Annotated in this window: 4 protein-coding genes and 1 pseudogene; 2 read left to right on the forward strand and 3 right to left on the reverse strand. The window is 65.0% G+C overall.

What is annotated here, in order from left to right:
* Positions 1-974 (reverse strand): FHA domain-containing protein (locus tag VGH54_RS20820; protein ID WP_331513978.1); only part of this gene is annotated, 974 nt, incomplete at its 3' end.
* Positions 975-1,135: 161 nt separating this feature from the next.
* On the opposite strand from VGH54_RS20820, the gene VGH54_RS20825 reads away from it, so the two are divergent.
* Complete coding sequence (locus VGH54_RS20825) at positions 1,136-1,792, forward strand: L,D-transpeptidase family protein (RefSeq protein ID WP_331513980.1); 657 nt, start codon at positions 1,136-1,138, stop codon at positions 1,790-1,792.
* Positions 1,793-1,819: 27 nt separating this feature from the next.
* Here the strand turns inward: VGH54_RS20825 and VGH54_RS20830 are convergent, their stop codons facing one another.
* Together VGH54_RS20830 and VGH54_RS20835 are read right to left on the reverse strand one after the other, a co-directional pair.
* Complete coding sequence (locus VGH54_RS20830) at positions 1,820-2,302, reverse strand: nuclear transport factor 2 family protein (RefSeq protein WP_331513981.1); 483 nt, start codon at positions 2,300-2,302, stop codon at positions 1,820-1,822.
* Between the two features lie 24 nt (positions 2,303-2,326).
* Complete coding sequence (locus VGH54_RS20835; RefSeq protein WP_331513982.1) at positions 2,327-2,947, reverse strand: TetR/AcrR family transcriptional regulator; 621 nt, start codon at positions 2,945-2,947, stop codon at positions 2,327-2,329.
* Between the two features lie 38 nt (positions 2,948-2,985).
* Between VGH54_RS20835 and VGH54_RS20840 the strand changes: the two are divergent.
* Positions 2,986-3,707, forward strand: a pseudogene (locus VGH54_RS20840) (hypothetical protein); the annotation flags it as partial.

Consider the following 3,707-nt stretch of genomic DNA (forward strand, 5'->3'; position numbering starts at 1 on the left):
GACGGCCCGATCACCGCGGTCAGCGTCCCCGGTTTCGCGGTGAAGGACACATCCTGCAGCAGTTGGCGCCCGTCGACGGTCAACGCCAGCCCATGTGCGGTCAGGCCGTTGGTGCGGGCAGCCACCGGTTGGGGCACCAGAGTGTTGCCGGTCGCGAGCAAGTCGGTGTTGCCGATCGTGACGACATCTCCGTCGCGCAGCATCGCGCTGGTGATCAGCGCGCCGTTGACGAATGTGCCGTTGCTGCTGTGGTTGTCGCGGATTTCCATGCCGGCCGGGGTGGACACCAGCACCGCGTGCACGCGGGAGGCCAGCGCGTCCTCGACGACGACGTTGTTGGTCTTGGCGCGGCCGATCGTGGCCGACGCCGCTGAACCCGGGGCCCGTCTGGGCTCGCTGGGCGGTCGGGGAGGGGCGGGTCGGCTCGGCTGCGGCTGCGACGGCGTGGGACGAATCAGCGGCCGCGACGGTGCACGCGCGGGGGGTTGCGGGCCGGTCGGCCGGAACATCGCGGTGTTGGGGCTGTCGCCCAGCGGCCCATTGGTTCGGTGTTCGGCTGTCTGAGGATTGCGGGCTCTCGACGGCGACGACGTCGCGACCCGGAATGTCAGCTGCGGGCCGCGCGGGCTGCCCAATGCGACGGTGAGGCGGTCGCGGATGGGCACCAGGTTGGCGCGTGACCCGGCGACGTAAATACCGTTTTGGCTTTTGTCGACGACGACCCACTGACCGCTGTCGAACCGCAGAATCGCGTGCACCCGCGAGATCAGAGTGAGGTCGTCGGGGTGGATGTCCTGGAAACGGATATCGCATTGGCGGTCGCGACCCACGACCACATCCCGGCCGACGGGAAAGGTGTACATCGCCGATCCCAGCCAGACCGTGAGCGGAGGTACTGCGATACCGCTCGCGGTGGCGAGCTTCGCCGTGCTGCCGTCCTCAGCGGGGCGGCGGCTGCGATCGAACGGTGACATTCATTGCTTTCTATACCCGGGAAGCCTGCACCCAACGCATACCAACATATCGGTGCACCAGCGGCGACCGGTGGCGAGAGTTGGGTCGCGGCCGCTCAGTGACCTGATCGACGCTAAACCTTGACTTGACCTGTCGATCGTGTGGCGCTGACGATAGGTGCGTGCGCCGACTGCTGGGTCTAGTGTGCGCTGCGGTGTGCGCAGCCGTCGTACCCATGGCGACAGCTCCTGAGGGGGGTGCAGTCGGCGCACCTTGGTTTGCTCCCTCGGTCGGCAACGCCACTCAGGTGGTTTCCGTTGTCGGAACCGGCGGTTCGAACGCGAAGATGGATATCTATCAACGCGGCGCCGCGGGCTGGCAGCCGGTCGAGGCTGCCATACCCACCCATATCGGGTCGGCAGGTCTTGCGGCAGAGGCAAAGAGCGGCTACCCGGCCACGCCGATGGGGGTCTTCGCCTTACCGTTTGCCTTCGGGACCGCGCCCAACCCGGGTGGCGGTCTCAAATATGTTCAGGTTGGGTCGAATCACTGGTGGAACGGCGATGACGGCAGCCCCACGTTCAACACCATGCAGGTCTGCCATCAAGCTCAGTGTCCATTCGACACCAATGCCAGTGAGAACCTGGAAATCCCGCAGTACAAGCACGCGGTCGTGATGGGCGTCAACCCAAACCGTCAGCCCGGCAAGGGCGCGGCATTCTTCTTCCACACTACCGACGGCGGCCCGACCGCCGGTTGCGTCGCGATCGACGATGCCAAGCTGGTGCAGATCATTCAGTGGCTGCAGCCCGGCGCGGTCATGGCGATCACCCAGTAACCGGTTGTCGCCCAACGGTTCTGACCGTCAGGCCAGCGCAATGCCTGGCGTGATCTTGAAGTCCAGGTTTTTCAACGACATGGTGGCGTCGTAGGTCCGGTCGTATCCTGTCGCGCTGATCCGCCATCCGTCAGCGGTGCGACGGTATCGATCGTGGTAGAACCCGGCACCGATCAGCATGAAGTCGAATTCGGCCACGATCACCCGGTCTTGCAGATACCAGGTGCCGGTGGCCTCGTCGCCGTTCACCGCGATCTCCGGGTGGGTGACGCGATGCTCGGTGATCACGTTCGATCCGAGCGACGAGCGCATGTACTCGACGAGATCGGCCCGGTTGGTGAAGTGGTGTTCTTCGCCCATCGACGAGCCGTAGTCGCCGACGACATCCTCGGTGAGCGTGTCGGCGAAGTCGTCCCAATGCTTGGTGTCGAGCGCACGCAGATAGCGGTACTTGATCAGTTCTATCGCTGCGACGTCGGCGAGCCAGGCGTCGTGACCGTTTGAGCTCATCGCGTCATTGCAGCACACGCCGGCTCAGCGCAGATAGTGGGTGACCATATCGATGAGCGCGCGCCGCTCACGCTGCCAGTCGATCGAGGTTCCCACGATCATCTGAGCCAGCACGACACCGCGCAACGTTGCCCAAATCACCTCGGCCACGCCATCATTAGCCGGGTCATCGGTGATCAGTCGGCCGAGCTGACCGATCGCCGAGTTCATCTCCAGCAGGTGGCGCCGCGACGAACCGCCCGGGCCGCCGCGGTTCGCCCGCAGGATCTCGAACGCCGCCATCGAGGTCGGGCTGCTGTAGCAACTCCAGGCGGTGTCGACGACGACCTCGATCCGCTCGCGCAGAGGCAGTTCGCTGACATCGGCCGACGCGAGGCTGTCCAACAGCCTGGCCACTCCATCGTCGACGACGGCCATCAGCAGGCCGTTGCGGTCGCCGAAGTGGTACTGGATCACTCCCCAGGTGACGCCCGCGCGCTCGGCGACATGCTTTGCCGTCGCGGCGGCAAAACCTTCCTCCGCGATGCAGCGGACCGTTTCGTCGATGATCTTCGCCCGGGTGTCATCGCCGCGTTTGCGCGGCGCGTTGGTCCGCCGGGTGGGGCTGACGGGTGATCGGGCCTTCTGGCCCGCGGAGATAGACATTGTTGACTTTATAACATAGTCGAGTCTATTTTTGGGCGGTGAGCCAATCCCGCTACGCCCAGCTGTCCCGTCAAGAGTTGGCGGTTCTCTTGCCTGAACTGCTGTTGATCGGGCAGATGATCGACCGCTCCGGCATGGCGTGGTGCATCCAGGAGTTCGGGCGCGACGAGATGGTGCAGATCGCTATCGAGGAGTGGGCCGGCGCCAGCCCGATCTACACCAGACGCATGCAGCGCGCCCTGAACTACGAAGGCGTCGACGTGCCAACGATTTTCAAGGGCTTACAGCTCGACATCGGCGCTCCGCCGCAGTTCATGGACTTCCGCTACACCATTCACGATCGCTGGCACGGCGAATTTCACCTGGACCACTGCGGCGCATTGCTGGACGTCGAACCGATGGGCGACGACTACGTGTTCGGAATGTGCCACACCATCGAGGATCCGACGTTCGACGCCACCGCGGTCGCGACCAATGCGCGGGCGCAGGTGCGCCCGCTCCACCGCCCGCCCCGGGTGCCGTCCGACCGGCATCCGCACTGCGCGTGGACGGTCATCATCGACGACGCTTATCCGCCGGTCGAGGGTATTCCGGCGCTGGACATCGTGGCCGAAACCCGCGCCGCGAAATGGGAACTCGACGCGATCGATCGGTCCGACGAAGGTCTGGCCGACTATTCGGGCCCTGTGGTGTCCGACTTCGACTTCAGCGCGTACTCGCATTCGGCGCTGGTGCGCATGGCCGACGAGGTTTGTTTGCA

This window comes from Mycobacterium sp. (assembly GCF_036488105.1).
In the GTDB taxonomy this organism is placed as follows: Bacteria; Actinomycetota; Actinomycetes; order Mycobacteriales; family Mycobacteriaceae; genus Mycobacterium.